21 protein-coding genes, 1 tRNA gene and 1 pseudogene are annotated in these 21,724 nt (G+C 61.9%); 10 read left to right on the forward strand and 13 right to left on the reverse strand.

The genetic code is table 11. The features are described from left to right. Positions 1-8: 8 nt before the first annotated feature. On the forward strand, positions 9-1,787 hold the full coding sequence (locus MKK04_RS01715; protein ID WP_207834074.1) for an acyl-CoA dehydrogenase C-terminal domain-containing protein: 1,779 nt from the start codon (positions 9-11) through the stop codon (positions 1,785-1,787). Between the two features lie 279 nt (positions 1,788-2,066). Here the strand turns inward: MKK04_RS01715 and MKK04_RS01720 are convergent, their stop codons facing one another. Continuing rightward, positions 2,067-2,990, reverse strand: coding sequence for a LysR family transcriptional regulator (locus MKK04_RS01720; RefSeq protein WP_004375209.1), 924 nt, complete (start codon positions 2,988-2,990; stop codon positions 2,067-2,069). A 210-nt stretch (positions 2,991-3,200) separates the two neighbouring features. Between MKK04_RS01720 and MKK04_RS01725 the strand changes: the two genes are divergently transcribed. After that, on the forward strand, positions 3,201-4,481 hold the full coding sequence (locus MKK04_RS01725; RefSeq protein ID WP_207834076.1) for an aspartate aminotransferase family protein: 1,281 nt from the start codon (positions 3,201-3,203) through the stop codon (positions 4,479-4,481). A gap of 139 nt (positions 4,482-4,620) precedes the next feature. After that, complete coding sequence (locus MKK04_RS01730; protein ID WP_009681539.1) at positions 4,621-4,779, forward strand: YqaE/Pmp3 family membrane protein; 159 nt, start codon at positions 4,621-4,623, stop codon at positions 4,777-4,779. A gap of 208 nt (positions 4,780-4,987) precedes the next feature. Here MKK04_RS01730 and MKK04_RS01735 read toward each other — a convergent pair whose 3' ends face one another. From MKK04_RS01735 to MKK04_RS01775, 9 genes are all read right to left on the reverse strand, one after another. Then, on the reverse strand, positions 4,988-6,811 hold the full coding sequence (locus tag MKK04_RS01735) for a S9 family peptidase (RefSeq protein WP_241106178.1): 1,824 nt from the start codon (positions 6,809-6,811) through the stop codon (positions 4,988-4,990). Continuing rightward, entirely contained in the window at positions 6,777-7,937 is a 1,161-nt protein-coding gene (gene pqqE, locus MKK04_RS01740; RefSeq protein ID WP_207834087.1) for a pyrroloquinoline quinone biosynthesis protein PqqE, read from the reverse strand. The genes MKK04_RS01735 and pqqE overlap by 35 nt, the downstream gene beginning before the upstream one ends. Beyond that, positions 7,909-8,184, reverse strand: coding sequence for a pyrroloquinoline quinone biosynthesis peptide chaperone PqqD (gene pqqD, locus MKK04_RS01745; RefSeq protein ID WP_207834089.1), 276 nt, complete (start codon positions 8,182-8,184; stop codon positions 7,909-7,911). The genes pqqE and pqqD overlap by 29 nt, the downstream gene beginning before the upstream one ends. Next, entirely contained in the window at positions 8,181-8,936 is a 756-nt protein-coding gene (gene pqqC, locus MKK04_RS01750; protein ID WP_003255592.1) for a pyrroloquinoline-quinone synthase PqqC, read from the reverse strand. Before pqqC ends, pqqD begins: the two co-directional genes overlap by 4 nt. A 153-nt stretch (positions 8,937-9,089) precedes the next feature. Beyond that, positions 9,090-10,001 (reverse strand): pyrroloquinoline quinone biosynthesis protein PqqB, encoded by a 912-nt coding sequence (gene pqqB, locus MKK04_RS01755; protein ID WP_061303871.1) that lies wholly within the window; start codon positions 9,999-10,001, stop codon positions 9,090-9,092. Positions 10,002-10,079: 78 nt separating this feature from the next. Further along, positions 10,080-10,151: a pyrroloquinoline quinone precursor peptide PqqA gene (gene pqqA / locus MKK04_RS01760; protein WP_003243383.1), complete on the reverse strand. Its 72-nt coding sequence runs from the start codon at positions 10,149-10,151 to the stop codon at positions 10,080-10,082. Positions 10,152-10,310: 159 nt separating this feature from the next. Then, positions 10,311-12,611, reverse strand: a complete 2,301-nt coding sequence (pqqF, locus tag MKK04_RS01765) for a pyrroloquinoline quinone biosynthesis protein PqqF (RefSeq protein ID WP_241106179.1) — start codon at positions 12,609-12,611, stop codon at positions 10,311-10,313. Positions 12,612-12,755: 144 nt separating this feature from the next. After that, entirely contained in the window at positions 12,756-13,550 is a 795-nt protein-coding gene (locus MKK04_RS01770) for a carbon-nitrogen hydrolase family protein (RefSeq protein WP_207834118.1), read from the reverse strand. Positions 13,551-13,564: 14 nt separating this feature from the next. Beyond that, positions 13,565-15,247, reverse strand: coding sequence for a flavin monoamine oxidase family protein (locus tag MKK04_RS01775; RefSeq protein WP_241106180.1), 1,683 nt, complete (start codon positions 15,245-15,247; stop codon positions 13,565-13,567). 602 nt (positions 15,248-15,849) lie between these two features. On the opposite strand from MKK04_RS01775, the gene MKK04_RS01780 reads away from it, so the two are divergent. Beyond that, positions 15,850-16,140: a hypothetical protein gene (locus MKK04_RS01780; protein WP_207834121.1), complete on the forward strand. Its 291-nt coding sequence runs from the start codon at positions 15,850-15,852 to the stop codon at positions 16,138-16,140. Positions 16,141-16,153: 13 nt separating this feature from the next. Here MKK04_RS01780 and MKK04_RS01785 read toward each other — a convergent pair whose 3' ends face one another. Then, a complete protein-coding gene (locus tag MKK04_RS01785; protein ID WP_015268712.1) occupies positions 16,154-16,615 on the reverse strand; it encodes an Lrp/AsnC family transcriptional regulator in 462 nt (153 codons plus the stop codon). A 206-nt stretch (positions 16,616-16,821) separates the two neighbouring features. Between MKK04_RS01785 and MKK04_RS01790 the strand changes: the two genes are divergently transcribed. The 5 genes from MKK04_RS01790 (at position 16,822) to MKK04_RS01810 (ending at position 20,909) form a co-directional block, all read left to right on the forward strand. Further along, entirely contained in the window at positions 16,822-17,106 is a 285-nt protein-coding gene (locus MKK04_RS01790; protein WP_241106181.1) for a DUF4160 domain-containing protein, read from the forward strand. Continuing rightward, positions 17,103-17,630, forward strand: a complete 528-nt coding sequence (locus MKK04_RS01795; protein WP_233694695.1) for a DUF2442 domain-containing protein — start codon at positions 17,103-17,105, stop codon at positions 17,628-17,630. The genes MKK04_RS01790 and MKK04_RS01795 overlap by 4 nt, the downstream gene beginning before the upstream one ends. 490 nt (positions 17,631-18,120) lie before the next feature. Further along, entirely contained in the window at positions 18,121-18,459 is a 339-nt protein-coding gene (locus tag MKK04_RS01800; RefSeq protein ID WP_241106182.1) for a hypothetical protein, read from the forward strand. 132 nt (positions 18,460-18,591) lie between these two features. Further along, positions 18,592-19,266, forward strand: coding sequence for a hypothetical protein (locus tag MKK04_RS01805; RefSeq protein WP_241106183.1), 675 nt, complete (start codon positions 18,592-18,594; stop codon positions 19,264-19,266). Positions 19,267-19,610: 344 nt separating this feature from the next. Further along, a complete protein-coding gene (locus tag MKK04_RS01810; RefSeq protein WP_241106184.1) occupies positions 19,611-20,909 on the forward strand; it encodes an nSTAND1 domain-containing NTPase in 1,299 nt (432 codons plus the stop codon). Positions 20,910-20,938: 29 nt separating this feature from the next. Here the strand turns inward: MKK04_RS01810 and MKK04_RS01815 are convergent, their stop codons facing one another. After that, positions 20,939-21,361 carry an SGNH/GDSL hydrolase family protein gene (locus tag MKK04_RS01815; protein WP_241106185.1) on the reverse strand — a complete coding sequence of 141 codons (423 nt, stop codon included), beginning with the start codon at positions 21,359-21,361 and terminating at the stop codon, positions 20,939-20,941. 3 nt (positions 21,362-21,364) lie between these two features. On the opposite strand from MKK04_RS01815, the pseudogene MKK04_RS01820 reads away from it, so the two are divergent. After that, positions 21,365-21,629, forward strand: a pseudogene (locus MKK04_RS01820) (tyrosine-type recombinase/integrase); the annotation flags it as partial. A 2-nt stretch (positions 21,630-21,631) separates the two neighbouring features. Here MKK04_RS01820 and MKK04_RS01825 read toward each other — a convergent pair. Beyond that, a tRNA-Ile gene (locus MKK04_RS01825) sits at positions 21,632-21,708 on the reverse strand. Between the last annotated feature and the right edge of the window lie 16 nt (positions 21,709-21,724).

Raw genomic sequence — 21,724 nt, forward strand, 5'->3', positions numbered from 1 at the left:
AGGTTGTCATGGCTGAATATAAAGCGCCCCTGCGCGACATGCGCTTCGTACTGAATGAAGTCTTCAACGTGGCCGAGCAGTGGGCGCAGTTGCCCGGGCTGGGCGAGGTTGTCGATGCCGACACGGCCATGGCGGTGCTGGAAGAAGCCGGCAAGGTCACTGCCAGGTCCATTGCGCCGCTCAGCCGCGCTGCGGATGAAGAGGGCTGCCACTGGGACAACGGCGCGGTACGCACACCGGCCGGTTTCATCGAGGCCTACAACACCTACGCCGAAGGCGGTTGGGTAGGCGTGGGCGGCGATCCGCTGTTTGGCGGCATGGGCATGCCCAAGGTCATTTCGGCCCAGGTCGAGGAAATGGTCAACGCCTCCAGCCTGTCCTTCGGCCTGTATCCGATGCTGACCGCCGGCGCCTGCCTGTCGATCAATGCCCACGCCAGTGAAGCGCTGAAGGAAAAGTACCTGCCGAACATGTACGCCGGCGTGTGGGCCGGTTCCATGTGCCTGACCGAGCCGCACGCCGGTACCGACCTGGGCATCATCCGCACCAAGGCCGAGCCCCAGGCCGACGGCAGCTACAAGGTCAGCGGCACCAAGATCTTCATCACCGGCGGCGAGCACGACCTGACCGAGAACATCATCCACCTGGTGCTGGCCAAGCTGCCGGACGCACCGGCGGGGCCGAAAGGCATTTCGCTGTTCCTGGTGCCGAAGTTCCTGGTTAACGAAGACGGCAGCCTGGGCGCACGCAACCCGGCCACCTGTGGCTCGATCGAGCACAAGATGGGTATCCAGGCTTCGGCCACTTGCGTGATGAACTTCGACGAAGCGGTCGGCTACATCGTCGGTGAGCCGAACAAGGGCCTGGCGGCCATGTTCACCATGATGAACTACGAGCGCCTGGGCGTTGGTATCCAGGGCCTGGCCTCGGCCGAGCGCTCCTACCAGAACGCCGTTGAGTACGCCCGCGACCGCCTGCAGAGCCGTGCCCCAACCGGGCCGCAAGCCAAGGACAAGGTCGCTGACCCGATCATCGTCCACCCGGACGTGCGCCGCATGCTGCTGACCATGAAGGCGCTGATCGAGGGTGGCCGCGCCTTCTCCAGCTACGTGGCCATGCAACTGGACAGTGCCAAGTTCAGCGAAGATGCCAGCGTGCGCAAGCGCAGCGAAGAGCTGGTGGCACTGCTGACGCCGGTGGCCAAGGCCTTCCTCACCGACCTGGGCCTGGAGTGCGCGGTGCACGGCCAGCAGGTGTTCGGCGGGCATGGTTACATTCGCGAGTGGGGCCAGGAGCAACTGGTGCGCGATGTGCGCATTACGCAGATCTACGAGGGCACCAACGGCATCCAGGCCCTCGACCTGATGGGGCGCAAGGTGGTGGCCAGCGGTGGTGCGTACTATCGGCTGTTCTCCGACGAGATTCGCCAGTTCATTACCAGCGCGGGTAGCGAACTGGATGAGTTTGCCAAGCCGTTGGCGGCCAGCCTCGACCAGCTCGACGGGTTGACCGAGTGGGTACTGGAACAAGCCAAGGGCAACCCGAATGAAATTGGCGCGGCTTCGGTCGAATACCTGCATGCCTTTGGTTATGTTGCCTATGGCTACATGTGGGCACTGATGGCGCGGGCGGCCAAGGCGGGTGAGGGGGACGAGGCGTTCTACTCGGGCAAGCTGGGTACGGCGCGGTTCTACTTTGCGCGGTTGCTGCCGCGGGTGGATTCGCTGGTGGCCTCGGTGAAAGCGGGGAGTGAGTCGCTGTACCTGCTGGATGCCGAGCAGTTCTGACGGATTTGGGGCCGCAAAGCGGCCCCAATTCCAGGCACATCTGGAAGTGAATCCTCCTGTGTAAGCTTTTTCCTACACAACGTGGTGACTTTTCACCACTGTTCTCAGATTGGATCCACGGTTAATCTTTACCACATGGACGTTGCGCAGGAAGCGCAAAGGACAGATCAAGGATGACGACGAAGGACACCTGCCAGGATGGCGGGGCGATACGGATGTCACAGGGAAACAGTCTGGAAAACCCCGCTTCGGCGGGGTTTTCTTTGTGCGCGTGTTTTTTCAGCCCAGCACATCCAGCGGCGATGCGCCCAACAGGCGAGCGTCCGTCTCTTCCTCCAGCAGCGTGCGCAGCAGCTCCACAGAGGCCTGCTGGCGCTGGGCATCGCGGAATACCAGGCCAACCTTCAGCGGTACCCGCGGCTCGCTCAATGGCTTCCACAGCAGCCCCTGATCATCCTCGGCGGCCTCCTTGGCCCGCCCCGGCAGGATGGTGGCCAGCGCGGTATGGGCCAGGCTGTCGAGAATCCCCGCCATGTTGTTCATCTCGGCCTGCACCTGCGGCCGACGCCCCTGGCTGGCCAGCTGCGCCTGCCAGATCTGGCGGATCTGGAATTCCTCGCCCAGCATCAGCATGGGCAGCTCGGCGGCCTGGCGGATGGATACCTTCTTGAAGTCCTTCAGCGGGTGGGTAGCGGGGATGACCAGTTGCAGCTCGTCTTCGTACAGCAGCAGGCCATGCAGCCCCGGCTGGCGTGGTGGCAGGTAGCTGATACCGATGTCCAGGCTGCCGTTGAGCAGGCGCCGTTCGATCTCCAGCCCCGACAATTCGTAGATCTGCACCACGAGGTGCGGCTGTGCCCTGCGCAGGCGTTCCAGCAACTGCGGCACCAGGCTCGGCCGCACGGTCTGCAGCACGCCGATGGCCAGTGTACGCAGGGACTGGCCCTTGAAGTTGCGCATGGCCTCGTGGGCGCGCTGCAGGCCGTCGAGCAGCGGCAGGGCATGGTTGTACAGGGTATGAGCGGCCAGGGTCGGCAGCAGGCGTTTGTTGCTGCGCTCGAACAGGCTCAGGTCGAGGCTGTGTTCCAGCTGGCGGATCTGCTGGGAAAGCGCCGGCTGGGACAGCGACAGGCGCTCGGCGGCGCGGCCCACGTGGCCTTCTTCATACACCGCGACGAAATAACGCAGTTGGCGGAAATCCATAAGTAAAACTTATCGAAAATGCTGGAAAAACGAAATGGTCGAAAACCCTCGCGAGGCCTAGTCTATCGCCGTATTCCAGCGGGTTACAGCGATGAATCGATCGATTGTTACCACGGATGAAAAACACTTTTGATAGGCAAGGCAAAATATCGAGTGCCGGCACCCAGACCGCACCGTGGCCGCCCTTTACCGTGATTGGTTGGAGCCCTGATGAACCTGTTCAACCTGCGCCGCCCGGCCCCTGCCGCCGTCGCCGAGCCCAAGCGTGCGCCGGTGATCGTGCCGGAAGCGCCGCAGCTGTCGCGTGAGCGCCTGATGCCCAGCACCGAACGCGCAGCGCAAGTGTTCGTGCGTGGCCAGGGCTCCTGGTTGTGGGACAACGAAGGGCACGCCTACCTGGACTTCACCCAGGGCGGTGCAGTCAACAGCCTGGGGCACAGCCCCAGCGTGCTGGTGAAAGCGCTGGGCAACCAGGCCCAGGCGCTGATCAACCCGGGCTCGGGCTACCACAGCCGTGGCCTGCTGGGGCTGGTCAACCGCCTGTGCCAGAGCACCGGCAGCGACCAGGCCTACCTGCTCAACAGCGGTGCCGAAGCCTGCGAAGGCGCGATCAAGCTGGCGCGCAAGTGGGGCCAGCTGCACCGCAACGGCGCCTACCACATCATCACCGCCAGCCAGGCCTGCCATGGTCGCAGCCTGGGCGCGTTGTCGGCGTCCGACCCGCTGCCGTGCAACCGCTGCGAGCCGGGCCTGCCGGGCTTCAGCAAGGTGCCGTTCAACGACCTGGCGGCGCTGCACGCCGAGGTGGACTCGCGCACCGTGGCAATCATGCTCGAGCCGATCCAGGGCGAGGCGGGTGTGATCCCGGCCACGCAGGAGTACCTCAAGGGTGTGGAAACGCTGTGCCGCGAACTGGGCATCCTGCTGATCCTCGACGAGGTGCAGACCGGCATCGGCCGCTGTGGCGCGCTGCTGGCTGAAGAAACCTACGGCGTGCGCGCCGACATCATCACCCTGGGCAAGGGCCTGGGCGGTGGCGTGCCGCTGGCAGCCTTGCTGGCCCGGGGCACGGCGTGCTGCGCCGAGCCTGGCGAACTGGAAGGTAGCCACCATGGCAACGCGCTGATGTGCGCCGCCGGCCTGGCTGTGCTGGATACCGTGCTGGAGCCTGGTTTCTTCGCCCAGGTGCAGGACAACGGCCGCCACCTGCGCGAAGGCCTGAGCCGGCTGGCCGGGCGTTACGGCCAGGGCGAAGTGCGCGGGCAAGGCCTGCTGTGGGCCCTGCAGCTGAAAGAAAACCTGGCCCGTGAGCTGGTGGCGGCGGCCCTGGACGAAGGCCTGCTGCTTAACGCACCGCAGGCGGATGTGGTGCGCTTTTCGCCGGCGCTGACCGTGAGCAAGGGCAACATCGACGAAATGCTGCTGCGCCTGGCCCGCGCCTTCGCCCGCCTGCACACCCGGCAGCAGGCCCGCCGGGAAGTACCGGCCTGATCCGAATTTTACGAACCGTCTGGCGTTCCTGCGCATCGCCCCTGGCCTGTTTCATTCGGCCCGGGGCGTTTTTTTTTGCCAGTGGAACCTCTGCCACGTGGGTCTAGTCTGTGAAGTAACCCCTTCAGGAGAGACTCGCATGGACTTCATTCGCATCATCATCGCCATCATCCTGCCGCCGCTCGGCGTGTTCCTGCAGGTGGGGTTTGGCGGGGCGTTCTGGCTGAATATCCTGCTGACCTTGCTGGGGTACATTCCGGGGATCGTGCATGCGGTGTACATCATCGCCAAGCGGTGACATTGCTGGGGCTGCTCTGCAAACACATAAATAATTGAGTTAGCAGGGCTCTGTGGGAGCGGGCGTGTCGAGGCGTCGAACCGCCGCGAACACCGGCGGAGCCGGTGCCATACACCGGGTTGGCCGTTTCGCGGGCGCGCCCGCTCCCACAAGGGAATGTGACACGCTCTCGAACATTGTTCCCTGTGCGACAGCGCAGCCCAAAATCTCAGCTCCCCAACACCCGGCAATAGAATTTCCATTCTTCTTCCAGCGCATGCGCCAGGTTCTCCGCCTTGCGGAACCCATGCCGCTCCCCGGCATAGAAGTGCCCTTCGGCCTCGATCCCGTTAGCCTGCAGCGCCGCCAGCATCGACCGTGTCTGCTCCGGCACTACCACTGCATCCAGCTCGCCCTGGAAGAAAATCACCGGCACCTTGATCTGCCCCGCATGCAGCAGCGGCGTACGCTGGCGATAGCGCTCGGCGTCCTGCAGCGGGTCGCCGATCAGCCAGTCCAGGTAGTCCCCTTCGAACTTGTGCGTGGCCCGGCCAAGGGCAAGCGGGTCGCTGACCCCGTACAGGCTGGCGCCCGCGCGGAACACATCATGGAACGCCAGGGCGCACAGGGTGGTGTAGCCCCCCGCACTACCGCCGCGGATGAACGCCTTGCGGCGGTCGATCAACCCACGTCCGGCCAGGTAATCTACCGCCGCGCAAGCATCGGCCACATCGCTTTCGCCCCAGCGCAGGTGCAGGGCCTGGCGGTATTCCCGGCCATAGCCGGTGCTGCCCCGGTAGTTGAGGTCGGCGACGGCGAAGCCGCGTTGGGTCCAGTACTGGATGCGCGGGTCGAGCACGGGATAACAGGCTGAGGTCGGGCCGCCATGGATGAACACCACCAGCGGTGCAGCCCCTTGCGACCGGGCGGCCGGGTAGAAGAAGCCATGGGCGCGGTGACCGTCACTGCCATAGTGGATCGACTGCGGCAGGCTGATATGCGTTGCCGGCAGCACGTCGGCACCACCGGCCAACACGCTGACCTCGTGGTTGCTGCGGGTAATGGCGATGACCGCTGGCGGGCTGATCGGCGAGGCGGCAATGGCGTACAGGTGTTCGCCGTCCATGGCCAGGCTGCGAAAGCGCGTGTAGGCGCTGGCGAAGCGCTCCAGGCGGCCATCGGTAGTACGCAGCCCCAGTTGCCCGAAGCCGTCTTCGCACCAGCTGGCCAGATAGCTTTGCGGCCCCAGCGCCAGCCAGGTACTGGCGCCCAGTTGCCAGGGCGCCGCAGCGTGGTCCGCGGGCTCGGCAGGCAGGGCCTGCCAGCGGCCATCGATCTCACCCCAGGGCTGCCAGAAGCCTTTGCGGTCGGACAGGCAGTAGAGTCGGCCTGCGCTATCGAAGCGCGGCTGTTGCAGCGATTCGTCAGCGCCGGCCACACATTGCGCCGGCCCCCAGTGGCCACTTGCATCACGTGTGCGGCACATCAGCCTGGTGACGGTCCAGGGTTGTGCCGGGCGGTCCCATTCGACCCACGCCAGGCGCTGGCCGTCGGCACTCACCGTAGGCGAGGCATAGAAGTCGGCACCTTCGGCGAGCACCTCGCGGGTATGTTCACCCAAGGCGACCAGACGATGCTCGACCCGTTCGCCATGCTGTTCCTCGACCGCCAGCACCAGGCCGTCGTGCCATTGCACATCGCCGTAGCGACAGCTGGGATCATCGGTCAGGGCACGTGGTGCCATACCTTCCAGGGCCTGGGTATAGACCTGCTGGTCCTTTTCGTTGACGAACAGCAGCCCGTCACCACCCAGGCAAAAACTGCCGCCGCCGTATTCGTACACCCGGCTACGCGCGCTGAAACCATCGGGGGTCAGGCAGCGGGCCTGCTGGCGCTGCCAGTGCCAGATACGGCAGGCGCCATCGGCTGGGCGGAATTCATTCCAGAACAACCCCACGGCGCTGACCTTGATTTCGGCAAAGTCGGTGCCGGCGGCAACCGCCTGGGCCGCGCTGAACTCAGCCGCGGGCGATGACACGGGAGTTTCGTTCATTGCGGAAGGTCATCTGTTCAATGGCGAGCTGGGCGCTTTCCGCCTCCTCGCGGGCTTTGAGGATGATGCCGTGGTCGGCCGACTTGGCGCACACCGGGTCGGCGTTGCTGGCATCGCCGGTGAGCATGAAGGCCTGGCAGCGGCAGCCGCCGAAGTCCTTTTCTTTCTCGTCGCAGGAGCGGCAGGGTTCGGGCATCCACTCATAGCCACGGAAGCGGTTGAAGCCGAACGAGTCGTACCAGATGTGGTGCAGGTCGTGGTCGCGCACGTTGGGGAACTGCACCGGCAGCTGGCGCGCGCCGTGGCAGGGCAAGGCGGTGCCGTCCGGGGTGATGGTCAGGAACAGGCTGCCCCAGCCATTCATGCAGGCCTTGGGGCGCTCCTCGTAGTAGTCCGGGGTGACGAAGATCAGCTTGCACGGGTTGCCCTCGGCCTTGAGCTTGTCCCGGTATTCGTTGGTGATGCGTTCGGCCCGCTCAAGCTGTGCGCGGGTCGGCAGCAGGCCCAGGCGGTTGAGGTGGGCCCAGCCGTAGAACTGGCAGGTGGCGAGTTCGACGAAGTCGGCCTCCAGGGCGATGCACAGCTCGATGATGCGGTCGATCTTGTCGATGTTGTGCCGGTGGGTGACGAAGTTGAGCACCATCGGGTAGCCATGGGCCTTCACCGCACGGGCCATTTCCAGCTTCTGCGCAAAGGCCTTCTTCGAGCCGGCCAGCAGGTTGTTGACCTGTTCGTCGCTGGCCTGGAAGCTGATCTGGATATGGTCCAGGCCGGCCTTCTTGAAGTCGGCGATGCGCGCCTCGGTCAGGCCGATGCCCGAGGTGATCAGGTTGGTGTAGTAGCCCAGCCGGCGGGCCTCGCCGATCAGCTCGGCGAGGTCCTGGCGTACCAGCGGTTCGCCGCCGGAAAAGCCGATTTGCGCGGCACCCATTTCCCGGGCTTCGGCCATTACCTTGAACCACTGTGCGGTGCTCAGCTCCTGGCCCTGGGCGGCGAAGTCCAGCGGGTTGGAGCAGTACGGGCACTGCAGCGGGCAACGGTAGGTCAGCTCGGCCAACAGCCACAGTGGCAGGCCGACTGCGGGCGTGGGCGGTAACTCAGGCGAGGACGATCCAGTGTTCGGCACGGGCCACCTCCATGAACTGCTCGATGTCATCGGCCACTTCCGGGACACCGGGGAACTGTTGTTCGAGTTCGGTAATGATCGCGGCAACGTCACGTTGGCCATCGATCAGGCCACCGATCAGGGCCGCGCTGTCGTTGAGCTTGATCATGCCCTCGGGGTACAGCAGCACATGGCCCTTTTGCGCCGGCTCGTACTGGAAGCGGTAGCCGGGGCGCCAGTTCGGCACTTGATTACGGTTGAAACTCATAGGGTGATCCCTTTGTGCCACACCCGTTCCTGGGTGACGGAGTGATAGGGCGGGCGGTTCAGCTCGTAGGCCATGCTCATGGCGTCGAGCATGCTCCAGAGAATATCCAGCTTGAACTGCAATATTTCCAGCATACGCTCCTGGCCCGCGCGGGTGGTGTAGTGCTGCAGGGTAATCGCCAGCCCGTGCTCCACGTCACGCCGGGCCTGGCCCAGGCGAGTGCGGAAGTACTCGTAGCCGGCCGGGTCGATCCACGGGTAGTGCTGCGGCCAGCTGTCCAGGCGCGACTGGTGGATCTGCGGGGCGAACAGCTCGGTCAGCGAACTGCTGGCCGCTTCCTGCCAGCTGGCGCGGCGGGCGAAGTTGACGTAGGCGTCCACGGCAAAGCGCACACCGGGCAGTACCAGCTCCTGGGAGCGCAGCTGGTCCGGGTCCAGGCCCACGGCCTGGCCCAGGCGCAGCCAGGCTTCGATACCACCGTCCTCGCCGGGCGCGCCATCGTGGTCGAGCAGGCGCTGGATCCACTCGCGGCGCACTTCGCGGTCCGGGCAGTTGGCGAGGATCGCGGCATCCTTCATCGGGATGTTGACCTGGTAGTAGAAGCGGTTGGCCACCCAGCCCTGGATCTGTTCGCGGGTGGCGCGGCCCTGGTACATCGCCACGTGGTACGGGTGATGGATGTGGTAGTAGGCGCCCTTGGCGCGCAGGGCCTGCTCGAACTCGGCAGGGGACATTGGCAGTGCGTCGCTCATTCGGCTGGCTCCTGTAAAGCTGAGTCTCGGCTCAATCCCTGTGGGAGCGGGTTTACCCGCGAACACCGGCGAAGCCGGTGCCATACACTGTGTGGGATTCTTCGCGGGTGAACCCGCTCCCACAGGGGCTGTGTTGCTTGTGCGATCTGGCTGTTACAACTCGATACTCATGCCATCGAAGGCCACTTCCACGCCCCGGCGCAGCACTTCGGCACGCTCGGGCGAGTCTTCGTCGAGTATCGGGTTGGTGTTGTTGATGTGGATAAGTACCTTGCGCTGGCGCGGGAAGCCATCGAGCACTTCCAGCATGCCGCCGGGGCCGTTCTGCGCCAGGTGGCCCATCTCGCGACCGGTGCGGGTACCCACGCCACGGCGCTGCATTTCATCATCTTCCCACAGGGTACCGTCGACCAACAGGCAGTCGGCGCCATGCATCATCGTCAGCAGCTTCTCATCCACCTGGCCCAGGCCCGGGGCGTAGAACAGCTTGCCGCCGGTGCGGGTGTCCTCGACCAGCAGGCCAAGGTTGTCGCCCGGGTGCGGGTCGAAGCGGTGCGGCGAGTAGGGCGGCGCGGCGCTGCGCAGGGGGAACGGGGTGAAGCGCAGGTTGGGGCAGGCGTCGATGACGAAGCTGCCTTCCAGCTCGATGCGGTTCCATTGCAGGCCGCCGTTCCAGTGGCTGAGCATGTTGAACAGCGGGAAGCCGGTGGTCAGGTCCTGGTGGACCATGTCGGTGCACCACACCTGGTGCGGGCAGCCTTCGCGCAGGCTGAGCAGGCCGGTGGTGTGGTCGATCTGGCTGTCCAGCAGGATGATGGCGTTGATGCCGGTGTCGCGCAGGGCACGGGCCGGCTGCATCGGGGCAAAGGCCTGGAGTTGGGCGCGGATGTCGGGCGAGGCATTGCACAGCACCCAGTGCACGCCATCGTCGGACAGGGCGATGGAGGACTGGGTGCGCGGCGTGGCCCGCAAGGTGCCGTCACGCAAGCCCTTGCAGTTGACGCAGTTGCAGTTCCACTGGGGGAACCCGCCGCCGGCGGCGGAACCGAGAACCTGGATGTACATGGCCACTCTCTCTGCAGAAACCGTAGCGAAAAAACGAAAACGCCCCGGCAGGCCGAGGCGTTGAACCGTAAGCCGGGCTTAGCGGTTGGCGAAGTACATGGTGACTTCGAAGCCGATGCGCAGATCAGTGTATGCAGGTTTGGTCCACATGGAATTACTCCTTCCGGATGAGGGTTGGGTTTGTCAGCTAATACTAGGGTACCGCCATTGGCTGGAGGTTCCCATGATTCGGGATTGCGCTATCTTACAAGAAATAGGTGTACCGAAAGGTTAATTATTAGAAAAGTGCCCTTGCAGTTCGCGTAATAATCACTCGGTTGAGGTGATCCAGGAGCTATCTGGCGCGGCAGCGTTGGCCAGGCACAGCCACCTGGAGCCGGTATCGAGCAGGTGGATCAGCAGCTGGTCCAGGTCCGCCTGCCGCGTGGTCAGGATAGCCCTGCCTAGCGTTTCCAGCCCGCCAGGTTGTGTAGCCAGGCATGTCTGCCATGCCCATTCGGCGACTGCGTCGTTGGCCATCGCCGGCTCATCGAATTGCCCGGCCAGTGCCTGGCGAGCGCCTGGATCGAAGGTAATGCCCTGGCGTAGCAAGGTGAGCAAGTGGTCGAGTATCTGCGCCTGGCTGGCGTGGGGCGACTGGACTCCGAACAGCAGGCCACCGACACCCTCGACCTGACGAAAGGTACTGAATACCGCATAGCCGAGTTGCAGTTCTACCCGCAGTCGTTGGTAGACCGGCCCTTGCAGCAATTGGGCGAGCAGGCGGCCAGCGGCTTCCATCGCCGCCGGCAAAGGGCAGAACAGCAGCAGGGCATGTTCACTGCCGGATACTTTGGCATGTTGCCAACGGTGGTTGGCCCAGGTAGGCAGAGGGCCAGGCGCCGAGCCTTGGCCAGGGCAGTGCTGCAACGCAGTGCCCAATGCGTTGAGGGCGTCATCGTCGAAGCCTGCAGCCAGGCCGTGCCAGCGTGTGTGCTGCCACAGGCTGTCGAGTTGCGTCTGTGTCAGGGGGCATTCCGGAACCGGTGCAGGCGTGGCGCCCAGCACGGCGTCGGGCAGTTGCTTGAGCAGGGCGCGGATGGGGATCAGAGCCGGTGGCTGCACCGAACAAGGCAGCCAGCTGCTTGCCGGGGGCTTGAGCATCAGTACCAAGGCCTGTTCCACAGTGCGCAAGACTGCTGCGGGCAGCCCGGCGCAGCGCAACTGCCAGTATTCGCCAGCGGCACTGAACTGCAGCTGCACCGATACGCGCTCGCAGCGCTCCTGCAGGGGGTGCAAGGCGCGTTCGAGCAGCGCATGCAGGCGCTGGCGCAAGGGTGAAGGGACATGCCAGCGCAGGTACAGCACCGCGTACTGACGGGCGCCAGGCAGCTGGTCGCTGACCTTCAGTGCCGCTGGCAGCGGCTGCTTCCTGACATCAGGTACATCCGCCAGTAGCAAGGGGTCGACAGTGGGCAGTTGCCAATGCCCATGCTCGCGGCCCGGCAGGCCTTCCAGCAGGGCACGGAGGGCCTGCAAGCCTTGTGTATCCAGACCGGCGAACGGCTGGCCGGCGCTGTCCCGGCGGGCCAGCTCAAGCGCGCTGGCGCTGCGTTCGCGGCTTTGCTGCAGCAGTGCGAACTCGGCATTCAATTGCTCAGGTACGGCCTGGCGGATGAAGCCGAACCAACCCTGCAACAGTGTATTGGCCTCCTCTGGGCTGGCGTCTTCGCTGAGCTGCAGGTCGATGTGCCACAGCAACTGCCCGGCGAAGGCATACAGCACTTCGGCCTTGAAGCCTTGCAACCAGCCACGTTGGCGAAGCGCATCCAGCCAGGTGCCCGGGCGGTTATCGCTGAGGCAGGTGATCAGCAACTCAAGGGCCTGCTCGGCTCCTGCCGGGAGGTTTTCGTGGCTGAAGAGCAGGTGCGTGTCGGTCGCCGACAATGGCGGTGGCAGAGCTTGTGGAACCCGTTCACCCGTTGCGAACAGCTCGGCATGCTGCCGGCCCAGCAGTTCCAGTTCATCCAGCGATTGTGGGCCGCACAGGCTCAAGGTGACCTGGCCGCCTTGGTAGAAGCGCTGGTGAAAGCCATGGAGCGCTTGCTGGAAGGCGGGATCCTGCAAGGCCAGGGTGTGCCGGTTACCGGCATGAAAAGCGCTCAACGGATGGCCGGGCGCTGCGGATTGCAGCAAGGCGAACTGTTGCTGGGCCTGCGGATTGCGCGACCAGGCAATGAACTCGGCATGGATGACTTCGCGTTCGCGGCGTTGGCGCTCGATGCCCAGGTCTGGCTCGGCCAACATCTGGCACAGGCGCTCCAACCCCCCGGCCAGGGCGCTGGGTGGGACCTCGAAGAAAAAGTCGGTGGTGCGTTCGCGGGTGCTGGCATTGACCTGGCCGCCGAGGGCCTGCACGTAGCGCATCAGGCCGTCGTCCAGCGGGAAGCGCGGGGTGCCGAGGAAGAACAGGTGCTCCAGGAAGTGGGCCAGGCCGGGCCATTTGGTTGGCGCGTCGTGACTGCCTGCGTGCACCCGCAAGGCAGCGGCCGAGCGCTTCAGGCGTGGGGCGTGGCGCAGGGTCAGCTGCAGGCCGTTGGCGAGGGTGAGGTGGCGGGTGGCGTCAGGCATGGGGGCTCCGGTAACTGCTGTCCATGCTACCCCATTTGTTTGCAGGCCCGGCCTCTTCGCGGGCACGCCCGCTCCCACAGGTATGGCGCAGGTACGAAAGGCAGCGCAGACCCTGTGGGAGCGGGCGTGCCCGAGAAAGGGCCATCAGCCCTTACGCAGATGCAACTCCTGGCGCAAATCGGTGAGGTAAGGAAACGCCTCCCGCCCCTGCACCACCCGCTCATGCTCCAGCTCTGCCAGCAACTGGCACTCATCTCGTCCGGCCATGGCCAGCAGGCTGCCGTCCGGGCCGATGATGCTGCTCTGCCCGCAATACTGGATCTCGTCTTCCGAGCCACAATAGTTGGCATACACCAGGTAGCACTGGTTCTCCTGCGCCCGCGCCCTTACGGTCACCTGGCAGATGAAGTCGTAAGGGGTCATGTTCGCCGTCGGCACCAGGATCAGCTCGGCACCGTCCAGCGCCAGGCGTCGGGCGTTCTCCGGGAACTCGATGTCGTAGCAGATCAGCAGGCCGACCTTCCAGCCATCTAGCTCCACCACCGGGAAGTGATCGGAACCTGGACTGAACATCGAACGGTCCAGTTCACCGAACAGGTGGGTCTTGCGATAGTTGCTCAGGCTGCGGCCGTGCGCATCGATCAGCTGCACACTGTTGTAGATCGCGCCATCATCGCCGCGCTCCGGGTAGCCGTAGACGATGGCGATGCGGTGCGCCTGGGCGATCTCCACCACCTCCATGGCCGCCGGGCCATCGTCGGCCTCGGCCAGGCGCTCGACCTGGGCCAGGCCGATGTTGTAGCCGGTCAGGAACATCTCCGGGCATACCAGCAAGCGGGCGCCGCGTTCGGCTGCCAGTTGCGCCTGGTGGCGCAACCGTTGCAGGTTGCCGGGCACGTCCAGTGGCTTTGGAGCGCCCTGGAACAGAGCGATGCGCATGTTGCCTCCTTGTCTCAGTCCGGCAGGGCGATCGGGCCGATTTCGTCGAACACGTCGCCTGGGCCGGGGTTGTCCGGGTGGGTGCGACCACCGAAGTGATTCATGATACCCCACACCGCATTCAGCGATGTCTGTACCGCGCCTTCCACCCAGGCCGGCGTCCACGACACGTCGTCACCGGCGATGAACATGCCGCGCTGCTCGGCAGGCATGTTCTGCTGCATGAAGTGCGCGTACATGCGCTGGTTGTAGCGGTAGTGGCCCGGCAGCGCGCCCTTGAAGGCGCCGAGGAAGTGCGGGTCGGCTTCCCAGGAAACAGTGATCGGGTCGCCGATGATGTGGCCGGCGATGTCGGTCTTCGGGTAGATCTTCTTCAGTGCGTCCAGGGCCAGCTGCACGCGTTTTTCCACCGGGTGCGGCAGCATTTTCAGCGCGTCGCTCATCCACGAGTACGACAGGCAGATCACCCCCGGCTTGTCGTTGCCGTTGTCGAACAGGTAGGTGCCGCGGGTGAGACGATCGGTGAGGGTCATGCTCATCAGATCGCGGCCGGTTTCCGGGTCCTTGTCCTTCCAGAACGGGCGGTCGACCATGACGAAGGTCTTCGACGACTGCATGTAGCGGGTGCGGTCCAGGGCCATCCACATCTTTTGCGAGAACAGCGATTCCTCACAGTCGATCTGGGTGGTCAGCAGCCAGGTCTGGCAGGTGGCGAGCACGGCGCTGTAGTGACGGGTGTCGCCCCAGTTGTCGGTGACTGCCAGGCGGCCATCGGCGGCGCGGGCGATGCGCTTGACCCCGGTGCGCGGCGCACCGCCATGCAGTGCGCTCAGGCTGGTGCCTTCCGGCCAATGCACGCAGCGCTCCGGTACATGGCGCCAGATGCCTTGCGGTACCTGCTCCACACCGCCGACCACCAGGTGCTGGTGGTCATCGCAGTTGGTCATCACCACGCGGAAGATTTCCAGCATCGAGTTGGGGAAGTCCGAGTCCCAGCCGCCGGTGCCGAAGCCGACCTGGCCGAACACTTCGCGGTGCTGGAAGCTCAGCTTGGCGAACGAGCGCGAGGTGGCGACGAAGTCGTAGAAGGTGCGGTCGTCCCACAGCGGTACCAGCTTGTTCCACAGCGCTTTCAGGCGCGGTACGTCACGGTCGCGGATGGCCTGCTGGATGTCGGCGAACTGGGCGCCGCTTTCCAGCGCGTCGGCCCAGGCATCGGCCACTTCGTGGAACAGCTTGGGCAGGTCGGTGGGTTTTTCGGCGTAATAGGTCTGGCCTTCCAGGTCGATCACCGTGCTGCCCGAGGCCGGGGTCAGCGGGTTGGGGAACGGCTTGGTCTCCAGACCCAGCTTGTCCACGTAGTGGTAGAAGGCAGTGGACGACACCGGGAAGCGCATGCCACCCAGTTCGGCGATGATCCCGTCGGTGCCGTTGAAGGCTTGCGAGCGTAGCCGGCCACCCAGCTTGGAGGCTTCGTACACCACCGGCTTGAGGCCCAGCTTCATCAGCTCGTAGGCCGCCACCAGGCCGGCGATACCGGCGCCCACGATGGCCACTTCCTCACCATGGTGCTCGGGCGGGATGCTGCCCAGGCCTGCGGGGTGTTCCAGCCAGTCGTCGAAGGCGAAGGGGAAGTCCGGGCCGAAGATGGTGACGGGTTTTTTGCCGTCGGCGGGGTGGCGGTTTTTCTTGTTCATGGAGTGACCTTGCCAGAGAGGCTGCGCAGCGGGCGGAGCCTGAGTATAGGAGATGCCTGGTGGCCATTTTAGGGAGTGGGGTGTTCGTTATTAAGGTGCAGATTGTTGTCTGAATGTAGCTTGTGTCGTCGAAATATATAAACCAGATAGCTTTATGACGAGCAGGAAGCCTACCAATCTCAAGCACAGCATCGGCCCCCTGTGGGAGCGGGCGAGCCCGCGAAGAAGCCCCCGCGGTGTATGGCACGGGCTGCGCCCATGTTCGCGGGCACGCCCGCTCCCACAGGGTGTGATCAGACAGTTCCTACACCCATGCCATGAATTAAAGAATTACCCTACGCTCGCTATCGCCTCGGTCTGGCTGCGTGGGAAACGCCTCATCGTTAACTTCACTGGGTCGCCGCTGTTCGGGTGACTGGGTGTGAGAACCCATCCTCCAACTTCGCACCAAGGCTTATGTCATGGCAGCCGTGCGCGGGCAGGCTTTCGCCTGGCCGGATTTCCAAGTTGGCCGGTTCTCACCCCGTGCATGGCTGCCACCTATTTCCCGTGAGAAGGAGTTGGTAGGCGGTTTCCTCAAGACTCAATTTGGAAATTGCATCATGAAGAAGACAGATTCTGACCAACCCGAAAAACTGAAACCCACCGCAGAAAAACCCTTCTGCAACTGCGAAGCCAGCCACCCGCCGTTATTCGCCATACGCTCCGGCATCGACGCCGCAGATGCCCTGGTCCACGCCTGCCTGCTGGCCCGTGGTCTCAATCAGATCGCCACCGACTACGCCCAGCACCACGCCCCCGAGCGCAGCCGTGACATCGTCTGGTCGATGCAGCATTGCGCCGAAAGCCTTTCGGCGATTCTGGAAGGCCTGCTCGACGGCCAGGAAGCCTGACCGCCAGCCGAGTTCAGAGCGGCTGCCCGCGGTCCACCTTGCTGCTGAGAATGATCGACGTGGTGGTCTTCTCCACCCCGTCGACACTGCCGATCTGGTCGAGCAACTGGTCCAGTTGCTCGGGCGAATCCGTACGCAGCCAGGCCACATAGTCGAACTCGCCGCTCACTGCGCACAGTTGCTGCACCTGGCCCATGGCACTCAGGCGCCGCACCACTTCCTTGCCAGAGCGCGGCTGCACCTTGATCCCCACGTACGCCTGCAGCCCACCCCCCATCACCCGCTGGCCCAGGCGTACGCCATAGCCGGAGATGACCTTGTTCTTCTCCAGCCGCTCCAGGCGCGAGTTGACGGTAGTGCGGGCGATGCCCAACTGGCGGGCGAGGGTGGCGACGCTTTCGCGGGCGTTGATCTGCAGCAGGGCGATCAGCTGGCGATCGATTTCATCCAGCGTGATTGAGCGGGAATCCGACATGGCGAGTCTCTACGGTTGGCCCGCTAGCCTAGCCAGCCAGTACTGGCCAGGGCAAGGGCAGTCATAGCTGGCTGTGCTGACGCGATCCCTTGTGGGAGCGGCCTTGCGTCGCGAAAGGGCTGCGCAGCAGCCCAATATTTGGCACTAACTCGGGGGGGACGTAACTAAAAGGGTTACATTTTTTGGGCTGTGAGCAGGTTGGTCGAATGGTACTGTTTGGTGCAACCATTGCACTGTATGATCAGCCCATGCCCACGATCCATCGGTTGTCCAATTGCGTAATCTGCCTCTATGCAAATGACCATCTACCACCGCATTTCCATCTGCGATTCAGTGATGGCCGTCAGGCACTGATTGCGATCAATGACCTGTCTCCGCTGGCCGGTTTCGGTGGTTCACGGGTGTCCCTGCGCGAGATGAGCGAGGCGCTTGAATGGGCCTCGCAGAACAGGGCTCGACTACTAGCAATCTGGGAGCAGCTGAATTCATGACCAGCAAACATTTCCAACTGACAGGGGTCGCTGTCACGGCCCCCAGCACCTTGCTACTGACCTTTGCGGACGGGCAGCAATTCACCGTGGCTCTGGATGAAGTCATCGAGCAACACGCGACGCTGGGCCCGCTTGCGAATCCAAAGGTATTTGCAACGGCTGCAATTGGTGAGTGGAAGGACACGGTCATCTGGGCCGATGACGACAATCTGGAGCTTGCTGCCGACAACCTGCGTGCACGGGCGGTGGAGCAGGCTGGAGAGTGTTCACATGAGCTCATCTGGAACTGGATGGCCAAGCATGAGCTGACGTTGGATCGTGCAGCTCGGGAATTGGGCTTGAGCAGGCGCATGTTGGCTTACTATCGTAGTGGCGAAAAACCTGTGCCGAGGACGGTCGCTTTGGCGATGAAGGGATGGGAAGCACTTCGAATGGCTGACGTGGAAGTGAGCCGTGTGCCCCGTCACCTGCCTGGAAGTTTCGCAAATGAGGCGGCCGGGCATGCCCCGAAGAAACGAGCGTGATTCACCGCCTGAACGACAGACATGAAAAAGCCGCGCAATCGCGCGGCTTTGTCGTATCTGGTGGGCCCACACGGACTCGAACCGTGGACCAAAGGATTATGAGCCCGAAAAAATCACCTGTGCCCGTTGGGAAAACCCTTGATGTACCTGATTTTGTTGGATATTCGATCTTATTGGGGAAGGGTTTTCGATTTCGATGTGGACACATTGTGGACACATCCAACTGTACCGGGCTGCACAGACCTTCAATTCCTTGCACTGCGTGCAATGAGCTTGTCCTGTATGCGGCCCGCGCCGGGCCTGCTCCGGGGCTAGCTTACACCTGGGCTGGCCTTTGCACTATTTCGCGACGCAGAGCGCGTCGGCGGGAGGGGGATAAGTGATTCTCTCAGCAGATTTTTTTCGCAACAGCAGTTTTCTTGACGATTAAGCAATGCGCTTCCTATGCTCCGGCGCTGTGTTCATCTACTTATAGGTAAGGGGGCAAAAATTGATCAAGTACAAAGGGAACGGCGACATCGAACAGTTGGACCGGGATGTCGTGGGCGAAATTTGCGACAAATACAATGAGTCAGGAATCAGCGACGCCCTACGTAAAGCAGGCTATGTGCCGTCACTGGAGATTGGTGATCCGGAAGCGGCTGCTCTGGAGCTGTATCTTAATGTCGACAAGCCCACAGAGTTTGCTGGCGTGGCTTATATCTGGATTTGTGATGGTTACGAGGAATACGTTTTTGAAACCAAGCATGCAGTCATGCTTTTCTTGAAAGAATTCACGCCGATGATCGAATCGGTAGTTCGCTTGTACAGGCTGCCGTCTGAGAATTAATCTGAATCACATGTGGAAAATGGCCCGCGTTATGCGGGCTTTTTTATATTCGGTGCGTATGCGTGAACGAGTGTTGAGAAACCGAGGCAGCGCCATGGCATACTGCCTGCAAACGTTCAGATGGTTTATGACATGGATATTGAATCTTTCAACCAGTGCCTCGCCTATGTCCAAGCCACAGCTAGCACTGACTCTTCCCTAGGCGCATGGCTGGGAATTGCAGGTACGCTGGGAGGAACCGGCTTCGGCTGGTGGTTAAATCACAGAACGACGAGCAAAAAGGAAGAGCGAACCGCGCTCTTGAAAAAGGATTGCTGTCTTGGGGAAATCAAGTCGCTGCTTGGCGACTGCGATCATTCTTCTCATCAGGTACAACTCCTGATAAAAGAGCTCGGAGTGAAGCAGCGTCCTAAAGCCCATCGATTACCCTCGAATGTGAAATTGATGCTTCTGGAGAATATATATCCAGAGGTCGCCAGCTTGTTTAGTCAGCAGCAGCAAGACTGGATTCGATGGATATTCCGGACCGTCGATAATATTAATAAGGGCTTGGCAGCTGTGGCGGATATGAGATCTGAAAAGTCCTTATTTTCTTTGTCAAAAGTCTTGGTTAATTTGCAGGCGGATCTTTATGATGCGTCTAGGCTGGGTCTGTATGTAATTAATGACGAAAAAATCGAGTTGCCCGCACTTGAGTCAATGTTGACTCAAATAGGTGTGGCGCCTCCCTGTTTGCTTGCGCATCGAGCACTTATTCTCAACATCCAACGAAACGATGAATTGTTAGGGCTGGATAAAGAGATTTGAACGAAAGTAATCCGTTAGAGAATCAGGCTTTGACATCAGGGATCGCATTGCAGACCGTCTCACTCCCTTGCTACGGCCGAGTCGTAGCCTCTGGCCGTGAGGCCCGCAGACTGCCACGACCGTCCGTTACCCATACGCCGCCCGTGCCGGACCTGCCCCGGGGCCAGCTTGCAGAAGGACTGGCCTTAAACTGTTCGCGACGCGAAGCGTGTCGGCGGGAGGGGAAGCGATTTCCTCACTGTTTTCCCAGGTAGGTTTTTTGACGGGTCATGCTGACACCTCTTGAATGATGGCGAAGAGTCAGTATCCTCAACTGCTCACCGTTCTCCAGCAAGGAAGTGTGTATGACCAGGCCATCGATCTCTAAGGTAGAGAACGCGTTCCAGCCAGCTAAGGAAATCAACAGCTCCACTCGTTTCGCAGGGCGGAAAAAGTCGGTTGGCGACGCTTACTACGGCCTGATAGCTGAAGGTGCACATCTCGCAATTGTCGGGAACCGAGGGATCGGCAAAACATCGTTGTCCCGACAAATCGTAAACATTGCTACCGGTGACAATGAGCTGCTGGAGAAGCTCGAACTGCCTCATGATGAAAAGCTGGATTTCCTCACCTTTTACTATGCATGTGGCCAAACCACTGCCACCACTACCGACTTGCTTGAAAGGCTGCTGACTTCCTCGAATTGCCTTGGCGAATGGGTTGCACAGATTCCTAAGGCTCAGAAGGTGGTAGAGGGTTACAAGCCTGGGCTTTCGGTAAGCGCTTTCGGCGTAAAAGCTGGGATTGATGGTGAACGGCGAACCGAAAGTGAAACGGTTTCCCCCATCACGGCTCATTCGATCGATACAGTGTTTACCAACGCGGTTTCGGCGATTATTGAAGCGGATCTTGCCAAAAATGGCATTCTCATCGTCGTTGATGAATTCGACCAAATTGCGGATCCAACCGGCTTCGCGTCGTTCCTGAAAGCGTTGGCTACCAACGTCCCGCTGGTTAAATTCTGCATTGTAGGAGTGGCGCAAGACATTCAGCAGCTGATGAAAGAACATCAGTCTTCCAACCGTCTGTTTGCTGGCTCGATTATCCCCCTCCCGTCTATGAGCGCGGACGAGCTTCGCGAAATCATCATGATTGCCGAGAAAGCAATCGAACATTACATCTCGTTCAACAGCGAGGCTGAAGAGCGGTTGATCGTGCTGGCTCAAGGGCATCCCTACATGGTGCACCTAATCGGAAAGTTCGCTTTCCGGCTAGCCTTCCAGACAGGGAAAAGGGTAATCGATGCTGACGATATCGATGCAACAGTGAGGTCCATAGCTGAGCATGGATCTGATCCTGTCCTAGAGGGGCGCTACAAGAAGGCTGTGGCATCATCGGAGCATCGAGAGATTGTGCTGAAATCGTTGGCAGAATCCCAAGCTGCGGACGGTGAGGTTTGGACGACCAACGCATACAAGGCGGCGCTTGATCAAGGCGTAGATAATGCCAGCCAGTATGTGGGGCACCTTGCATCTGAAGAGTACGGCGCAGAAATCGTGAAATTACGCGACCGGTATTACCGATTCATTGATTCGCTGTTCGCGGCGTATGTGAAAGCTCGGCCGCGTCTGGTGAGCAAACAAGGCGCACCAGCCGCACAGTAAATGAAAAGGCCCTCGTATCGGGCCTTTTTTTATGCAGCTTCAACCGAGCCGATTACGTTCCTGGAGTAGAGGTAGTAACCCAGTGCATTCGGGTGCAGACCATCGTTAGCGATCAGGCTCATGTCCGGAATCGACAGCGCAGCGTAGTTGTCGATCATGTCCAGGTTTCGCGCCCGGGCGGTGCGGTAGATCTCGCCCCGAACGTCCTGCATCGTGAAGGCGTATTTCTCCGGGTCTTCGTTGCTCGACGGGTTGGAACACATCAGGATCACGTTGGCCATCGGTTGAACGATGTCCAGGAGTGCGCCCAGGTTAGCGCTGAACTCGTTCACGCTCTGCGGCTGTGTCGGGTTGCGGATCCGGTCATTCGTACCCAGGCCAACCAGCACAAAGTTGTCTTGCGGCCCTACGGCGTTGCCGTGCCCCTGGGTGTTGCCTGGCAGGTTGTACATCCGATACTCCGGCACACCTTCGCCAGCAACTACATGCGAAATGGCGGGACATCCTGACTCTGCAGCGGGTGCTTGGCCATGCCTCGTTAGCCATGACTCAGAAGTACGCTCACTTCAGCCCTGGGCATCTGGCCGATGTGGTCAATCTCAACCCTCTGGCAGGCATGCGTGGACACATTGTGGACACATCCAAGGATTGTGAAAGGTAAGTGAGGTGGGAAATGGCAGGGGCCAGAAACGACAAAGCCGCGCAGTGCGCGGCTTGTAAGCTGGTGGGCCCACACGGACTCGAACCGTGGACCAAAGGATTATGAGTCCTCTGCTCTAACCGACTGAGCTATAGGCCCTCAGTAAGTGGCCGGA

Source organism: Pseudomonas sp. LS.1a (genome assembly GCF_022533585.1).
Taxonomy (GTDB): Bacteria; Pseudomonadota; Gammaproteobacteria; order Pseudomonadales; family Pseudomonadaceae; genus Aquipseudomonas.